This is a genomic window from Streptomyces sp. MZ04, from assembly GCF_004684775.1.
Lineage (GTDB): Bacteria > Actinomycetota > Actinomycetes > Streptomycetales > Streptomycetaceae > Streptomyces.
Genome location: NZ_SRIC01000233.1, coordinates 1 through 13537, shown reverse-complemented (window position 1 = coordinate 13537; position 13537 = coordinate 1). Strand labels below are relative to the sequence as shown.

The following is a 13537-nucleotide window of genomic DNA, read 5'->3' as shown; positions in this document are numbered from 1 at the left end:
CCCGTAACCCCGTAGTTTTTTCAGAAAGGCTCCACCATGAGCAACCTTCCCAAGATCGCGTGGATCGGACTCGGCATCATGGGGTCCCCCATGTCCGAGAACCTGATCAAGGCTGGTTACTCCGTCACCGGCTTCACGCTCGAGCAGGACAAGCTGGAGCGGCTCAGCGCCGCCGGCGGCACCGCCGCCGCCTCGATCGCCGAGGCCGTCAAGGACGCCGACGTCATCGTCACGATGGTGCCCGCGTCCCCGCAGGTCGAGGCCATCGCGTACGGCGAGAACGGCATCCTGGAGAACGCGAGGTCCGGTGCGCTGATCGTCGACATGTCGTCGATCACCCCGCAGACCTCCGTCGACCTGGCCAAGGCCGCCAAGGCCAAGGGCATCCGCGTCCTGGACGCCCCGGTGTCCGGTGGCGAGGCCGGTGCCATCGAGGCCGTACTGTCGATCATGGTCGGCGGCGAGAAGGCCGACTTCGACGAGGCCAAGCCGCTCCTCGACACCCTCGGCAAGACCATCGTGCTGTGCGGTCCGCACGGCTCGGGGCAGACCGTGAAGGCCGCCAACCAGCTGATCGTCGCCGTGAACATCCAGGCGTGCGCCGAGGCCGTGGTCTTCCTGGAGAAGTCGGGCGTGGACCTGACCGCCGCGCTCGACGTCCTGAACGGGGGGCTTGCGGGCTCGACCGTACTGACCCGCAAGAAGGACAACTTCCTGAACCGCGACTTCAAGCCCGGTTTCCGGATCGACCTGCACCACAAGGACATGGGCATCGTCACCGACGCCGCCCGCAATGTCGGTGCCGCGCTGCCCGTCGGCGCCGTGGTCGCCCAGCTGGTCGCCTCCCTGCGCGCGCAGGGCGACGGCGGCCTCGACCACTCCGCCCTGCTGCGCGCCGTCGAGCGCCTCTCGGGCGCCCAGCTCTAAGAGCTCCTCCGGAGCTCCCATCAAGCTTCCGGGCCGTGGCGGCGCTGACACCTGTCCTGTCGCGCCCAGGCGTCGCCGCGGCCCGGAACCATAACCTCAACTTCAACAAACTGTTGACGTAGCTGTTCAGGCGTACTTACGCTCGCGTCACCTCAGCAGTTCCCGCACGGAAGGCCCACCCGACACATGTCGAAGCGCGTGCTTACGACCGAGTCCGGCGCTCCTGTCGCCGACAACCAGAACTCCGCCACCGCCGGCGTCGGTGGCCCGCTTCTCCTCCAGGACCAGCACCTGCTCGAGAAGCTCGCCCGCTTCAACCGGGAGCGCATCCCGGAGCGCGTGGTGCACGCGCGTGGTTCCGGCGCGTACGGCTACTTCGAGGTGACGGACGACGTCACCGCGTACACCTCCGCCGACTTCCTGAACACCGTCGGCAAGCGCACCGAGACGTTCCTGCGCTTCTCCACGGTGGCCGACAACCTCGGTGGCGCGGACGCGGTCCGCGACCCGCGCGGCTTCGCGCTGAAGTTCTACACCGAGGACGGGAACTACGACCTCGTCGGCAACAACACCCCGGTGTTCTTCATCAAGGACCCGATCAAGTTCCCCGACTTCATCCACTCCCAGAAGCGTGACCCGTTCACGGGCAAGCAGGAGGCGGACAACGTCTGGGACTTCTGGGCGCACGCCCCCGAGGCGACGCACCAGATCACCTGGCTGATGGGCGACCGCGGCATCCCCGCCTCGTACCGCCACATGAACGGCTACGGCTCGCACACCTACCAGTGGACGAACGCCCAGGGCGAGGCCTTCTTCGTCAAGTACCACTTCAAGACGAACCAGGGCATCCGCAGCCTCTCCTCGGAGCAGGGCGCCGAGATCGCGGGCAAGGACGCGAACTCGCACCAGACGGACCTCCTCCAGGCCATCGAGCGCGGTGTGAACCCGTCCTGGACGCTGCACGTGCAGATCATGCCGGCGGCCGACGCGGCGGAGTACCGCTTCAACCCGTTCGACCTCACCAAGGTGTGGCCGCACAAGGACTACCCGCTGCAGCGCGTGGGCCGTCTGGTCCTGGACCGCAACCCCGACAACGTGTTCGCCGAGGTGGAGCAGGCAGCCTTCTCCCCGAACAACTTCGTTCCGGGCATCGGTCCTTCGCCGGACAAGATGCTCCAGGGCCGTCTGTTCGCCTACGCGGACGCGCACCGCTACCGCCTGGGCGTCAACCACACCCAGCTCGCGGTGAACGCGCCGAAGGCGACGAAGGCCGACAACTACGGCCGTGACGGCCTGATGGCGTCCAACGCGTACGGCCGCGACCGCAAGAACTACGAGCCCAACTCGTACGACGGTCCCGCCGAGACGGGCCAGGCCCTGTCGGCCCCGCTCGCCGTCAACGGCCACACCGGCACGCACGAGGCGCCGGCCCACACCAAGGACGACGACTTCTTCCAGGCGGGCGAGCTGTACCGCCTGATGTCGGAGGAGGAGAAGTCCCGTCTCGTGGCGAACATCGCCGGCGGCCTGTCCCAGGTCTCCCGCGACGACGTCATCGAGAAGAACCTGGCCCACTTCCACGCCGCCGACGCCGACTACGGCAAGCGCGTGGAGGAGGCGGTCCGCGCCCTGCGCGAGGACTAGAACTCCCCAGCTGCGTCAGGGGTCTGACGGGAGGTCATTCCCCTGACGCGACGCCCGCACCGTCACGGACCCGGATGAGGGGTGGTCCCGTGGTAAGCGGGCAGTCCGCTCCGGCGGACAGGCAAAGGTCCGCGGTGGCTTCGTGAGCCAGTGCGGTGGTAAAGGTCAGGCGGCTCCCTTCTCGACCTGAGGGAAGGGATTCCGCAGGTCCATTCACGGCCACCGCGGACCAAGCCGAAATCCAGACTCCGTCCGGCAGCGCGTATGCATGTTCCGCCAGTCGCGCGCGGTCGGACGGCTACAACCTCCTAGGCAGAGCGCCGGGTTAGGGACGGTCCCCTAACCCGGCGCTCTTTCGCGTGCGCCGGCTTTGGCGGACTGCGGGGTCTGTGGGGTCTGTGGGGCTGCTCTTCGTCTGCGGGTTCATCGTGGCTGGTCGCGCAGTTCCCCGCGCCCCTTCGGGGCGCCTGGCGTCGGCCTGTGATGCGTACGCCGCCGCCCAGCGCCCGTCCGCCTGCGCCGCCGCCTCCGCGAGGCCCGACTCCCGCACACGCCCCTCGGCGGAAAGCCCTTGGCGAGCTTGCCCCAGACGCCTGGCGAGCCCGGCGTGGTGCTCGTCCGGTCATTGCCCGGCGTGGTGCTCGTCCGGTCATTGCCCGGCGTGGTGCTCGTCCGGTCATTCCCGCCTACGACACCCGCCCACGACAAAGGGGCGGTCCACCCCCCACGGGTGAACCGCCCCTGTCAGAGCTGAGCGCCGCGTCCGGCGCTCAGCGCCGTGTCACACCTTCAGCGGCCGGATGGCCGTCGGCGCGTGACCCGGCTCCGTGGCGAGCTCCTCGAACTCCTTGACGGCGCTGATGTCGGCCGTCGGGCTCATCGCGATGTTCGTGATGCGCTCCAGGATCGCCTCGACGACGACCGGCACCTGGTGCTCCTGAGCCAGCTTCTTGGCCTGCTCGAAGGCCGCGGCAAGGTCGTTCGGGTCGGTGACCCGGATCGCCTTGCAGCCCAGGCCCTCGGCGACCTTGACGTGGTCGACGCCGTAGACGCCCAGCTCGGGGCTGTTCTGGTTCTCAAACTCCAGGTTGACCTGGAAGTTGATCTCCAGGCCGATCTGGGCCTGGCGGATCAGGCCCAGGTAGGCGTTGTTGACCAGGACGTGGACGTACGGGATGCGGTGCTGCGCGCCGACCGCAAGCTCCTCGATCATGAACTGGAAGTCGTAGTCACCGGACAGCGCGACGACCGGGGTCTCCGGGTCGGCCTTGGCGACGCCGAGCGCGGCCGGGATGGTCCAGCCGAGCGGGCCCGCCTGGCCGCAGTTGATCCAGTGCCGCGGCTTGTAGACGTGCAGCATCTGGGCGCCCGCGATCTGCGAGAGGCCGATGGTGGTGACGTAACGCGTCTCCGGGCCGAAGGCCTTGTTCATCTCCTCGTAGACGCGCTGCGGCTTCATGGGGATGTTGTCGAAGTGCGTACGGCGCTGCAGCGTCTCCTTGCGCTCCAGGTGGGAGGCGACCCACTCGGAACGGTCGGGGAGCTTGCCGGCGGCCTTGAGCTCCTTGGCGACCTCGACGAAGAGCTCGAGGGCGGCCTTGGCGTCGGAGGCGATGCCGTAGTCCGGGGCGAAGATCTTGCCGATCTGGGTCGGCTCGATGTCGACGTGCACGAACTTGCGGCCTTCGGTGTACACGTCAAGGGCGTAGCCGGTGTGACGGTTGGCCCAGCGGTTGCCGATGCCGAGGACGAAGTCCGACTCCAGGAACGTCGCGTTGCCGTAGCGGTGGCCGGTCTGCTGGCCGACCATGCCCGCGTTCAGGTCGTGGTCGTCGGGGATGGTGCCCCAGCCCATCAGGGTCGGCACGACCGGGGTGTTGGTGATCTCGGCGAACTCGACCAGGAGGTCGGAGGCGTCGGCGTTGATGATGCCGCCGCCGGCCACGATCAGCGGGCGCTCGGACTCGACCAGGAAGGTGATCGCCTTCTCGATCTGGGCGCGGGTCGCGGACGGCTTGTAGACCGGCAGCGGCTCGTACGTGTCCGGGTCGAACTCGATCTCGGTCTGCTGGACGTCGATGGGCAGGTCGATCAGGACCGGGCCCGGACGGCCCGAGCGCATCAGGTGGAAGGCCTGCTGGAAGATGCCGGGAACCTGCGCGGCCTCCAGGACCGTGACGGCCATCTTCGTGACCGGCTTGGCGATCGTCGCGATGTCGACGGCCTGGAAGTCCTCCTTGTGGAGCAGGTGCGTCGGCGCCTGGCCCGTGATGCAGAGGATCGGGATGGAGTCACCGGTCGCCGAGTACAGACCGGTGATCATGTCGGTGCCCGCCGGGCCCGACGTGCCGATGCAGACGCCGATGTTGCCCGGGTTGGTGCGGGTGTAGCCCTCGGCCATGTGCGAGGCGCCTTCGACGTGGCGGGCGAGCGTGTGGTCGATGCCACCGCCCTCCTTGAGCGCCTTGTAGAAGGGGTTGATCGCGGCGCCCGGCACACCGAACGCGTTGACGACACCTTCGCGCTTGAGGATCTCAACTGCCGCGCGGGCAGCGGTCATACGAGCCATGGGGTTCTCCTGCTTCGACAACAGCTTCGACAGCTTCGGCGGCCTTGCGGCCGCCGTGTACGGCTGGCGGTTTCGGCTCCCGTCGCGCCCCGCGGTGAGCTTCAGTTTCCGCATTGTGGAAATTATGTTCTGCTATATGGAAGCAATGTAGGGGGGTATGACGGAGACCGTCAAGAGAGATCCGGGAACCGGGCCGCTCGGAGCCCCGTCCCAGTCGATGGATTCGGGCCACACCATCGGGGGGTCGACCGTGGCCGCATCACCGCAACGCTTCGGCTGCTGGACGACCGGACCACTCCTCGGGCAGGGCGCGATGGGCAGAGTCCATGTCGCGCACGACGGCGCGGGCCGCACGGTCGCCCTCAAGGTCGCGCATCGCCTTCTCGCCGGGGACGAGGAGTTCCGGGCCCTCCCCCAAGCTCTTAAGGAGCAGGGGGACCCCCTCCGCGCGCGAGATCGCCGCGCTCGGCGCGGTCCGCGGCCCGTGGACCGCGGCGCTCGTGGACGCGGACCCCGGCGCCGCCGTGCCCTGGCTCGCCACGGAGTACGTCCCGGGTCCCACACTCACCGCGCGCGTGTGCGAGGGCGGCGGTCCCCTCCCGGTGTCCGCGTTACGTTCCCTCGCCGGCGCCCTGGCGGGAGCGCTCAGCACCATCCACCGGGCCGGGCTCGTACACCGCGATCTGAAGCCGTCGAACGTTCTCCTCTCCCCCACCGGACCCCGCGTCATCGGCTTCGGCATCGCACGGGCCACCGACGGCACCGGGCTCACCGCGAGCGGCGCGACGCCCGGCACCGCGGGGTACGCGGCCCCGGAGCACCTCACCCAGGGCGCCTCCACGCCCGCCGCCGACGTCTTCTCGCTCGGCGCGGCCCTCGCCTTCGCAGCGGCCGGCCGCGCCCCCTTCGGCAGCGGCCCTTCCGACGCGGTCGGCTACCGCACCGTGCACGCCGAGCCGAACCTCGCGGGCGTCCCGGAGGAGCTCCCTCCGCTGGTCTCCGCCTGCCTCGCCAAGACCCCGGCGGCCCGTCCTGCCCCGCGCACCGTCGCCCGCATGGCGGGGCTTCCACTGCCGGGCAGCAGGCGCCGGGCGTTCACCGTGGCAGGCACTGTGCTTGCCGTGGCGGGCACGCTGCTTGCCGTGGCGGGGGTGGTGGCGGGGCTGCTGCTCGTGTTGGACCGTCAAACCCCCCAACTCCCTGCGGACCTGCTCGGCATCGGCGGGCCCGAGCGCGACGTCCGGCGGCATCGGCGCCCTCAGCTTCGGCAAGGACCCGAACCGTCAGGCCAAGTGCACGCGGGTCGGCGCCGTCGACACCGGCAGCGGAAAGCTCCTGTGGCACAAGGACATCGGCGACTCGAAGGTCTTCACGTCCAGCTCGAAGTCCACGATCGGGGCGGCGGGATTCGCCTGACGTACCGTCAATCACCCGCCCCCGGCCCCGTGTTTGGTGGACGATGGACGCTCCACGGGGCGGCGGACGGCCCCAGGGTCGGTGGACGGTTCCAGGGTCGGTGGACGGTTCCAGGGTCGGCGGACGGTGAGGGCGATGACGCAGAGCGGCATGCCGGTGCGGTGTCCCGTCTGCCGGCGCGAGCATGTGTACGCGCCGCCGACGTACACCTGCGGGTGCGGTGCGCCCGTGGTCCCGCCGCTGGCGCGCGGCGCGGCGGTGGCGCCGGTCACGGACCGGACGTGGGCGGACGCGTGGGTGACCGTGCGGTGCCAGGTGTGCGGGCGCCAAGGGCAGTGGCCGCAGCCGGAGTTGGGGTGCGGATGCGGGGCGGTGCTGCGCATACCGGTGCGTACGCCTCCGGTGACGGCCGCCGCGCACATCCCGCTTCCCCGGACGGCTCCGGCCCCGCGCCCCGCGTTCCAGCCGATCACCGTCCGTACGGCGCGGGACGTGGTGACGGTGGCCGCGCTGTACCTGCGATGGCTGGGGTACCGGGACATCCGCGGGGCGGTCGAGCGGGCGCCGTCCGGCGTGCGGGTCGCCGCGGAGGGCGTGATCGCGCTGATAGAGCCGTCGGTACGGCCGCTCTCCCTCCGCGACGTGGAATGCCTGTGGCTGACCGCCATGGCGGAGGCGACGACCTGCCTCTGCTTCTCCCTTGCGGGTTACGAGGATGCGGCCCACGCCCGCGCGCAGGCGCTGTCGGTCCCCCTGTTCGTCATCGACCTCACGGGCACGCCGCAGCCGGTGAACTCCCCGGCGGACGAGCTCCTCGCGACGGGGGCGTGACGCCGGGCCGTCGCCCGCGGAGTGGCTACGCCCCGTACCGCTCCCTGAGTTCGATCTTCCGCACCTTCCCGGACACCGTCATGGGGAAGTCCTCCAGGATCCGCAGCCCGGCCGGGATCTTGTAGTGGGCCAACTGCCCGTCGCAGTACGCCCGTAGCTCCTCCAGCGTCAGCGGATCCGTCGCGTCCCGCAGGATGACGCAGGCGAGCGGCACCTCCCCGTACCGCTCGTCGGGGACGCCCACCACCTGAACATCCGCGATCTTCGGGTGACCGTACAGAAACTCCTCGATCTCCCGCGGGTAGATGTTCTCGCCACCCCGGATGATCATGTCCTTGATGCGGCCGACGATCTGGACGTAACCGTCTTCGCGCATCACCGCGAGGTCCCCGGTGTGCATCCACCGCCCGGCGTCGATCACTTCGGAGGTCCGCTCGGGCTCGTCCCAGTAGCCGAGCATCACGCTGTAGCCCCGCGTGCACAGTTCGCCGGACGCGCCGCGCGGCAGCGTCACACCACTCACCGGGTCGATCACCTTGACCTCGATGTGCGGAAGGACCCGCCCCACCGTTCCGGTCCGCCGCTCCAGGTCGTCCGTGCGGCGCGTCTGCGTCGAGACCGGGGACGTCTCCGTCATGCCGTAGCAGATGGAGACCTCCTCCATGTGCATCTCGGCGACCACCCGCTTCATCACCTCGACCGGGCAGGGCGAGCCCGCCATGATGCCGGTGCGCAGCGAACTCAGGTCGTACGTCGCGAAGTCGGCGAGGTTCAGCTCCGCGATGAACATCGTCGGCACCCCGTACAGCGAGGTGCAGCGCTCCCGCTCGACGGCGTGCAGTGTGGCCACCGGATCGAAGGACGGCGCGGGGATGACGATGCAGGCGCCATGGGACGTGGCCCCCAGATTCCCCATCACCATCCCGAAACAGTGGTAGAAGGGCACGGGCAGGCACACCCGGTCCTGCTCCGTGTAGCCGACGGTCCGGCCCACCCAGTAGCCGTTGTTGAGGATGTTGTGGTGGGAGAGCGTGGCCCCCTTGGGGAAGCCGGTCGTGCCCGACGTGTACTGGATGTTGACGGGGTCGTCACAGCTCAACTCGGCCTCGCGCGCGGCGAGTTCAGCGTCCGAGACGGTGGTCGCCGCATCGAGGAGCGCGTCCCATGACCCGTCCTCGATGTAGTGGACGGCCCGCAGGTCGGGACAGTCGGACCGCACCTGATCGACCAGCGCGCGATAGTCGCTCGACTTGTGCGACTGCGAGGCGACCAGAACCGTCACCCCGGCCTGCTTGAGCACATACTCCAACTCGTGTGCCCGGTAAGCCGGGTTGATGTTCACCATGATCGCGCCGATCCGCGCGGTGGCGTACTGCACGAGGACCCACTCGGCGCAGTTCACCGCCCAGATGCCGACCCGGTCGCCCTTGGCGACCCCGCTCCCCATGAACCCGCGCGCCAACTGATCGACGGCCGCCCCGAATTCGACGTACGTCCACCGCGCGCCGGCCGCCACGTCCACCAGCGCGTCCCGCTCCGGCCAGGCCTCGACGGCCCGGTCGAGGTTGCGCCCGATCGTGTCACCGAGCAGCGGTGTCGTGCTCACACCCTGCGCGTACGAAAGCTCAGTCACCGGCAAAGTCCTCCTCGGGGCACGCGCGGTGACCTCTGGCGCACCCCCGCGCAAACCTTCTGCACCATGACGTCCAGCATGCCCTGCGGCGCATCGGGCCGCCTACCCCTGGGCGGGACGAAGATCGACTCGGTGGCGGGGACGAGGTCTAAAAACAACGTCGATTGACATAGAAAACTGGGCCGTGCTGGGATGAGCCCATGACCGCATCCCCGCATGCCGCCCACGACACCCACGCCGCCCACCTCGCCCAGCTCAACGTCTCAACCCTCCGCTACCCCCTCGAAGACCCGCGCATGGCGCCGTTCGTCGAGCAGCTCGACCCGGTCAACACCGCCGCCGACGGCGCGCCCGGCTTCGTGTGGCGGCTCGTCGAGGAGGGGGCGGCCGACGCCACCGAACTGCGCCCTGCGGGCGAGGACGTCATCGTCAACCTGTCGGTGTGGCAGACCCAGGAGGCCCTGTGGGACTTCGCCTACCGCAGCGGGCACCTGGAGGTGATGCGGCGCCGCCGCGAATGGTTCGAGCGGCACGTCGAGGCGCACGCCGTGCTCTGGTGGGTCCCGGCCGGCCACCTCCCGACCGTCGAAGAGGCCCTGGAGCGCCTTGCGGACCTGCGGGCACACGGTCCGTCCCCCCGCGCATTCACCTTCGCCTCCTCCTACACCGCGGCCGAGGCCGCCCAGCACCTTCAGGCCGGGGACGAGGCGGCGGTGTAGGAGGAGGGGATGCTCAGAGCGCGCCCCGCGCCCCGAACAGCGCGGCGAACCGTTCCACTCCCTCCGTACGCAGCCACGTATCGAAGTCCATCAAGTCCGGGTGCAGGCGGCGCAGTTCGGGGATGTCGGCCTGCCAACCGCCCCGGTGGTTGGCGAATTCGTATCCGGCCAGGGCGTCGGGGTCGGCCTGGCCGAGCGCCTCGCGCGGGATCGGCCGGTACGTGACGCGGCGCCCGGTGGCACGGCTGATCGCCTCGGTGATCTGTGGGAACGTCAGCTCGTCCCCCGCTATCTCCAGGGCCCGGCCGAGATGGCGCGCGGGGTCGGCGAAAGCGAGCGCGGCGAAGGCGCCGATGTCACCGGCGGCGATGAGCTGGACCGGCACATGCGGCTTGATGACATCGGAGAGAACCCCGTCGCGCACACCGAGGGCGGGGTGGGACTGGTTCTCCATGAACCGCACCGGACGCAGCACGGTGACGGGCAGCCCGAGCGCCGCCATGTACTGCTCGATCCGCCATTTGCTCTCCCAGCGGCGGATGCCCGACGAGCGTTCCGCACCGCCGACCGAGGCGTACACCACGTGCCGGACTCCTTCATCCGCCGCCGCGTCGGCCACGTTCCTGCCCATGCGGATCTCGTCGGAGACGGTGAACTCAGGGGGCGTACCCGGATATCCGGCGGTCGGCTGGACACTGAAGACCCCCTGGACTCCGCGCATCGCCGCCTTCAGGGAGGCGCCGTCCGTCATGTCGCCGACGGCGAGTTCGGCTCCGCCTCGCGCGAGTTCACGGGCCGCCGGCGTCTTCGCGTCACGCACGAGAGCGCGCACCCGCCACCCCCCGGCCAGGAGATGCCGGGCGGTGGCACCACCCTGCAGTCCGGTGGCCCCGGTCACCAGCACGATCGAATCCACGTCCACCTCCGAGACGGCACCGCACAAGACGCCCGGGCCGAGCCGCCTGGGCGCACGCTACGCACCATTAACCGGAGGCATCCTCCGCTTGTCAATCGGCTTCAGTCGTCCCGCCCGGCACCGCGATCGGCTGCGGTCATGTCCCCCGTCCCCGGCGTGCCGTCGGCGAGCCCGTAGCGCAGATACACGGTGCCCTTCGGACCGGCCACCGGCGGTTCGAGGAGTGTGAGGCTCGTGGGCACCTCGCCGCCCTCGAACACCTTCTTGCCGACGCCGAGCACGATCGGGTGCACCCAGAGGTCGAGACGGTCGAAGAGCTTCTCGCGCAGAAGGGTCTGCACCAGGTTCAGGCTCCCGACGACCTTCACGTGCTTGTGCCGGTCACGGATCTCGCGCACCGCGCCGGCCAGATCGGGGCCGAGCTGCGTGGATCCGGCCCACGAGAGGTCGGGCGTGCCGCGGGAGGCCACGTACTTCGGGACGCTGTTGAAGAGCGTGGCGATCCCGTTGTCCTGGCCGCCCTCCTGGTACGGCCAGTACCCGGCGAAGATGTCATACGTCCGCCGGCCGAGCAGGAGGGCGTCCGTGCCCTCGTACGCGGCACCGACCTGCGCCCCGGCGACGTCGTCCCAAAGGGGCGCCTGCCAGCCGCCGAACGGGAACCCGGCCGGGTCCTCGTCGGGGCCGCCGGGCGACTGCCCGACGAGGTCGAGGGTGGCGAACAGTTCGATGTGGATGAGGCCCATGCCCCTGCTCCCGATGAGTTGGGTGTAGCTGTAGCTGTAGCTGTAGCTGTAGCTGTAGCTGTATCGGTCGGAAGGTAGACCTGCGGGCGCCGGCAGACTCATCGCCGCGACGGCCCCCGGCTTCGTGCCACGCGAACGGCCCCTACGGCCGTCCGGGGTCGCGCCGGGCCGGGGGCTCGCCCTCTGGCGCCTGGCTCATGTAGTCCGTCCAGATCCGCCCGGCGCGCCTCTCCCCGTCCGCGGCCAGGCGGACCTGCTTGCCGCTCTTGGGGTTCTCGCCGAACAGGCCCACGACGGTGAGCAGTTGGGGCGTGTAGCCGATGTGCCAGGCCGCCTTCCCGTCGTCGGAAGCGCCCGAGACGACCGCCACGGGCTGCTGGACGGTGGCCGTCGAGCCGTGGCCCGGGGCGGTCGGCCACCCGTCGAAGCCGGCCTGCAGGTCCCCGGTGACGGCGTCGGCGGTGGTGCGGGAGACCGCCTGCCCGCCCACCCGGCCGCGCAGGTCGGCGTGTTCGTCGCCGCGGTGGGCGGACTTCACGAGCGACGGGGTGACCTTCTGGCCGTGGTGGGCGAGCGTGGCGTAGACCCCGGCGAGTTCGAGCGGGCCGGCGCCGAGCAGGCCGAGGGACACCGCCTCGGGGTCGTCGAAGTCGCCGGCGTGCGGGTCGATGCCGAGGTCCACGGCGGTCTTCTCGACACCGGGGAAGGGGTGTTCGGCGGACGGCTCGGGACGGGCCTCGTGGTTCTCCACCTTGCTCGCGCTGACGACCGGCAGGAAGGCGGGGCCCGCCTGGTAGTCGGAGCGTGTGGCGTTGTTGAGGTAGTGCTTGGTGTAGTCACGGCCGCCGTACAGGGCGACGATCCGCCCGTCCCCGGGGTCGACCGACACCGCGCCGGCCTGGGCGCCGGGGCGGTCAGGGCCCGCGTCGACGGCGGTACCCAGCGCCCGCTGCCGCTTGCGGTCGATGGTGAGGGTGATGGTCCAGCCGCCCGCCGCGAGCTGCTGCTCGCTGATGCCGGAAGCGGCGAGTTCACGGTTGGCTACGTCGACCAGGTACCCCGCCTGTCCGTCGAGGCCGGGAGCGGGCCGGGGTTCCCTGGGTACGGGGAAGCGCATCCGCTGCCGCTCGGCCTTGTCGAGCCAGCCCTGGCCGACCATGTTGTCCAGTACGTAGTTCCAGCGTTCCTTGACGAGCCGCCGGGCGGTGGGCCCGGCCACCGCCCAGTCGTACTGACTGGGCGCCTGCACCAGCGCCGCGAGGTACGCGCCCTGCTCGACGGTCAGGTCCGAGACGTCCGTGTCGTAGTACGCGCGGGCGGCGGCCTGGATGCCGTACGCGACACGGCCGAAGTAACTGGTGTTGAGGTACCCGGCGAGGATGTCGTCCTTGGACTCGCGCCGGTCGACCTTGAGCGAGATGACCATCTCCTTCGCCTTGCGGGTGAGGGTCTGCTCCTGGCTGAGGTAGTAGTTCTTGACGTACTGCTGGGTGATCGTCGAGCCGCCCTGGGTGCCCTCGCCGGACACCGTGCTGACCAGACCCCGGGCGAGGCCTGCGGGATCGATGCCGGAATCCTCGTAGAACGACTTGTTCTCGGCCGCGACGAAGGCGTGCCGGACAGGCTTCGACACCCGGCTGATGGGGACGGACTCACGGTTGATGTCGCCGGTGCGGGCGAGCAGGGTGCCGTCGCTGTAGAGGTAGACGTTGCTCTCCGCCTTGGCCTGCGCGTTGGCCTGCGGGACGTCGATGGCGAAGTACAGGACGGTGAAGCCGCCCACGACGAGCAGGATGAAGGCGAGCACCGCGGTGAGGATCTTCTTCCAGCTGAAGAGGCGGCGGAGGCGGCTCTTGGGACGGAGGGTGGCGTGCCGGCGCCTGCGGCGGGCGGCGGTGTCGCCAACCGGCTTCTCGCCACGGTCGTTTGGCTCCCGCTTCTCCCGCTTCTCCCGCTTCTCCCGCTTCTCCCGCTTCTCCCGCAGGAGCACCCCTGGCCACCGCCTGATACGCATGACGGCATCCTCGGCAGAGAAGATCTTGGGCGGCTCAAAGCGGGATGTCGGCTGTGGCGCGAGGTTGTATCAGCTGTGTATCGGCCGGGGCTCGGATCCGGCCGATACACAGCTGATACAAC

Annotated in this window: 11 protein-coding genes and 2 pseudogenes; 6 read left to right on the top strand and 7 right to left on the bottom strand. The window is 69.9% G+C overall.

Going from position 1 to position 13537, the window contains the following annotated elements; all coding sequences use genetic code 11:
* Positions 1-36 precede the first annotated feature (36 nt).
* Together E2651_RS32975 and E2651_RS32970 are read left to right on the top strand one after the other, a co-directional pair.
* Positions 37-927 (top strand): 2-hydroxy-3-oxopropionate reductase, encoded by an 891-nt coding sequence (locus tag E2651_RS32975; protein WP_135334922.1) that lies wholly within the window; start codon positions 37-39, stop codon positions 925-927.
* 186 nt (positions 928-1113) lie between these two features.
* On the top strand, positions 1114-2571 hold the full coding sequence (locus tag E2651_RS32970) for a catalase (protein WP_135334921.1): 1458 nt from the start codon (positions 1114-1116) through the stop codon (positions 2569-2571).
* Between the two features lie 457 nt (positions 2572-3028).
* Here E2651_RS32970 and E2651_RS45615 read toward each other — a convergent pair.
* From E2651_RS45615 to E2651_RS45610, 3 genes and pseudogenes are all read right to left on the bottom strand, one after another.
* Positions 3029-3139, bottom strand: a pseudogene (locus E2651_RS45615) (OmdA domain containing protein); the annotation flags it as partial.
* 213 nt (positions 3140-3352) lie between these two features.
* Positions 3353-5140 carry a glyoxylate carboligase gene (gene gcl / locus E2651_RS32960; RefSeq protein WP_135334924.1) on the bottom strand — a complete coding sequence of 596 codons (1788 nt, stop codon included), beginning with the start codon at positions 5138-5140 and terminating at the stop codon, positions 3353-3355.
* 259 nt (positions 5141-5399) lie between these two features.
* Entirely contained in the window at positions 5400-5708 is a 309-nt protein-coding gene (locus tag E2651_RS45610) for a hypothetical protein (RefSeq protein WP_245239377.1), read from the bottom strand.
* Between E2651_RS45610 and E2651_RS45605 the strand changes: the two are divergent.
* The 3 genes and pseudogenes from E2651_RS45605 to E2651_RS32945 all read left to right on the top strand — a co-directional run.
* Positions 5641-6129 (top strand): annotated as a pseudogene (locus tag E2651_RS45605) (protein kinase); the annotation flags it as partial. The gene E2651_RS45610 and the pseudogene E2651_RS45605 overlap by 68 nt on opposite strands.
* 148 nt (positions 6130-6277) lie before the next feature.
* The gene (locus E2651_RS32950) at positions 6278-6556 is read left to right on the top strand and encodes a hypothetical protein (protein ID WP_135334920.1); all 279 of its coding nucleotides are present in this window, start codon (positions 6278-6280) and stop codon (positions 6554-6556) included.
* Positions 6557-6691: 135 nt separating this feature from the next.
* Entirely contained in the window at positions 6692-7387 is a 696-nt protein-coding gene (locus E2651_RS32945) for a hypothetical protein (protein ID WP_135334919.1), read from the top strand.
* A gap of 25 nt (positions 7388-7412) precedes the next feature.
* Here E2651_RS32945 and E2651_RS32940 read toward each other — a convergent pair whose 3' ends face one another.
* Positions 7413-9020 (bottom strand): AMP-binding protein, encoded by a 1608-nt coding sequence (locus tag E2651_RS32940; protein WP_135334918.1) that lies wholly within the window; start codon positions 9018-9020, stop codon positions 7413-7415.
* Positions 9021-9220: 200 nt separating this feature from the next.
* Here E2651_RS32940 and E2651_RS32935 point away from each other — a divergent pair, with 200 nt between their 5' ends.
* Entirely contained in the window at positions 9221-9739 is a 519-nt protein-coding gene (locus E2651_RS32935) for a DUF3291 domain-containing protein (protein ID WP_135334917.1), read from the top strand.
* Between the two features lie 13 nt (positions 9740-9752).
* On the opposite strand, the gene E2651_RS32930 is transcribed toward E2651_RS32935, so the two are convergent.
* The 3 genes from E2651_RS32930 to E2651_RS32920 form a co-directional block, all read right to left on the bottom strand.
* Positions 9753-10655: an NmrA/HSCARG family protein gene (locus E2651_RS32930; RefSeq protein WP_135334916.1), complete on the bottom strand. Its 903-nt coding sequence runs from the start codon at positions 10653-10655 to the stop codon at positions 9753-9755.
* Between the two features lie 101 nt (positions 10656-10756).
* Entirely contained in the window at positions 10757-11401 is a 645-nt protein-coding gene (locus tag E2651_RS32925) for a dihydrofolate reductase family protein (RefSeq protein ID WP_135334923.1), read from the bottom strand.
* Between the two features lie 142 nt (positions 11402-11543).
* Positions 11544-13415, bottom strand: a complete 1872-nt coding sequence (locus tag E2651_RS32920) for a transglycosylase domain-containing protein (RefSeq protein WP_135334915.1) — start codon at positions 13413-13415, stop codon at positions 11544-11546.
* Between the last annotated feature and the right edge of the window lie 122 nt (positions 13416-13537).

Coding starts and splice junctions, on each gene's coding strand:
- E2651_RS32945 (WP_135334919.1), top strand. CDS start 6,692: ATGACGCAGAGCGGCATGCCGGTGCGGTGTCCCGTCTGCCGGCGCGAG.
- E2651_RS32970 (WP_135334921.1), top strand. CDS start 1,114: ATGTCGAAGCGCGTGCTTACGACCGAGTCCGGCGCTCCTGTCGCCGAC.
- E2651_RS32935 (WP_135334917.1), top strand. CDS start 9,221: ATGACCGCATCCCCGCATGCCGCCCACGACACCCACGCCGCCCACCTC.
- E2651_RS32925 (WP_135334923.1), bottom strand. CDS start 11,401: ATGGGCCTCATCCACATCGAACTGTTCGCCACCCTCGACCTCGTCGGG.
- E2651_RS32920 (WP_135334915.1), bottom strand. CDS start 13,415: ATGCGTATCAGGCGGTGGCCAGGGGTGCTCCTGCGGGAGAAGCGGGAG.
- gcl (WP_135334924.1), bottom strand. CDS start 5,140: ATGGCTCGTATGACCGCTGCCCGCGCGGCAGTTGAGATCCTCAAGCGC.
- E2651_RS32975 (WP_135334922.1), top strand. CDS start 37: ATGAGCAACCTTCCCAAGATCGCGTGGATCGGACTCGGCATCATGGGG.